Genomic DNA, 1,827 nt, shown 5'->3' on the forward strand with positions numbered 1-1,827 from the left:
GCCGCCGGCCTTGGTCAGCGCACCGCCGGTGCCGACGCCGAGCGCGCGGGTGTCGTAGGCCCAGTGGAAGCCGTAAGGCTGGCAAGCGTCCCCTGTCAGCCGCGAGGTCGCGGCGCCGACGACGATGTCGATCTTCTTCTTTTCCTTGGAGAGCTCGTGGATCGCGAGCGCGACCGAGGACGTCGTCAGCTCCGTGATCATGTCGACGTTCTCGACGTCGTACCAGCGCCGCGCGATCGAGGCGGCGAGGTCCGGCTTGTTCTGGTGGTCGGCGGTGACGAGCTCGACCTTCTGGCCGAGCACCTCGCCGCCGAAATCCTCGATCGCCATCCTGGCCGCCTCGACTGACCATTTGCCGCCATAGTCCGCGTAGACGCCGGACTGGTCGTTGAGGATACCGATCTTGACGCCTTGCGCGGAGGCCGGCGCGGCGAGAAACAATGTCGAGGCCGCTGCGGCCAAAAGTGCTGATTTCATCCGTTCATCTCCCAGCAGTCTTCTGTTTTGAAATCGCGAATAGTAGTGAAGAACGCCGTATGTGCCCATCCGTTTCGTGTTGATCGTTAGTATGGGATTCTGCGCACCAAGCTCCCGCTGTCGTCCCGGGGCGCGCGCAGCGCGAGCCCGGGATCCATAGCCACAGGGAGACGTTTGGCGAAGACTCGGAGTTACCGGCTTCGCCCCAAACTCCTTCCTGTGGTTATGGGTCCCCGCCCCCCGTGCGCAATTGCGCACTAGGCGGGGACGACAGCAGAGAGAGAGGATATGCCGGTGGCCACAGCTAGCACTCAAGCAGCCACCACCTCCGGCTTCTTGCCCTCGTTCCGCCCCTCCGCCAGGTTCCGCACCACCACATAGAAGATCGGCGTGAACAACAGGCCAAACAGGGTGACGCCGATCATGCCGAAGAACACGGCGACGCCGACGGCCTGGCGCATCTCGGAGCCGGAGCCGGTCGAAATCACCAGCGGCAAGACGCCGAGGATGAAAGCGAACGAGGTCATCAGGATCGGCCGCAGCCGCAGGCGGCAGGCCTCGATCACGGCTTCCAGCCGCGGCCTGCCCTCGTTCTCGATGTCGCGCGCGAATTCGACGATCAGGATCGCGTTCTTCGCCGCCAGTCCGACCAGCACGACGAAGCCGATCTGGGTGAGGATGTTGACGTCCTGGCCCATGATGCGCACGCCGATGGTGGCAGCGAGCAGACACATCGGCACGATCAGGATCACCGCGAACGGCAGGGTCCAGCTGCCATATTGCGCGGCGAGCACGAGATAGACGAACAGCACGCAGATCGGGAACACGTAGAGGCCGGCATTGCCGCCGGTGACCTGTTGATAGGACAGGTCGGTCCATTCGAACGTGAAGCCGCTCGGCAAGGTGTCGTTCGCGAGCTGCTTGATGGCGTCGAGCGCGGTGGTCGAGCTGACGCCCGGCGCCGGCTCGCCCTGGAGCTCGGAGGCCGCATAGAGATTGTAGCGGGCGACGCGGTCGGGACCGGAGACGTCCTTGAACTCGACCACGCTGCCGAGCATCACCATGTCGCCGGCGGCATTGCGCGTGCGCAGGCGGGCGAGATCGCTCGGTTCTTTCCGGAACGGAAAATCAGCCTGCGCGGTGACGTGATAGGTGCGGCCGAACAGGTTGAAGTCGTTGACATAGGTCGATCCGAAATAGGTCTGGATCGTGTCGTTGATGTTGGAGATGGGAACGCCCAGCTTTTGCGCCTTGGTGCGGTCGATGTCGACGAAGAGCTGCGGCGTGTTGGCCGTGAACGGCGAGAACACCGAGGGAGCGAGCAACGCGGGCGATTTGCGCGCCGCGGCG

General features: G+C 64.1%; 2 protein-coding genes. Both read right to left on the reverse strand.

Annotated elements, in window-relative coordinates; translation table 11 throughout:
• Nucleotides 1–477, reverse strand: a 477-nt coding sequence (locus JHD07_RS19965) for an ABC transporter substrate-binding protein (RefSeq protein WP_291624991.1), incomplete at its 3' end; no start/stop codon positions are given.
• Nucleotides 478–788: 311 nt separating this feature from the next.
• Nucleotides 789–1,827: efflux RND transporter permease subunit (locus JHD07_RS19970; RefSeq protein ID WP_291624993.1), on the reverse strand; the 1,039-nt coding region annotated here is incomplete at its 5' end.

Origin of the sequence: Bradyrhizobium sp. (assembly GCF_016462955.1) — a bacterium.
Taxonomy (GTDB): Bacteria; Pseudomonadota; Alphaproteobacteria; order Rhizobiales; family Xanthobacteraceae; genus Bradyrhizobium.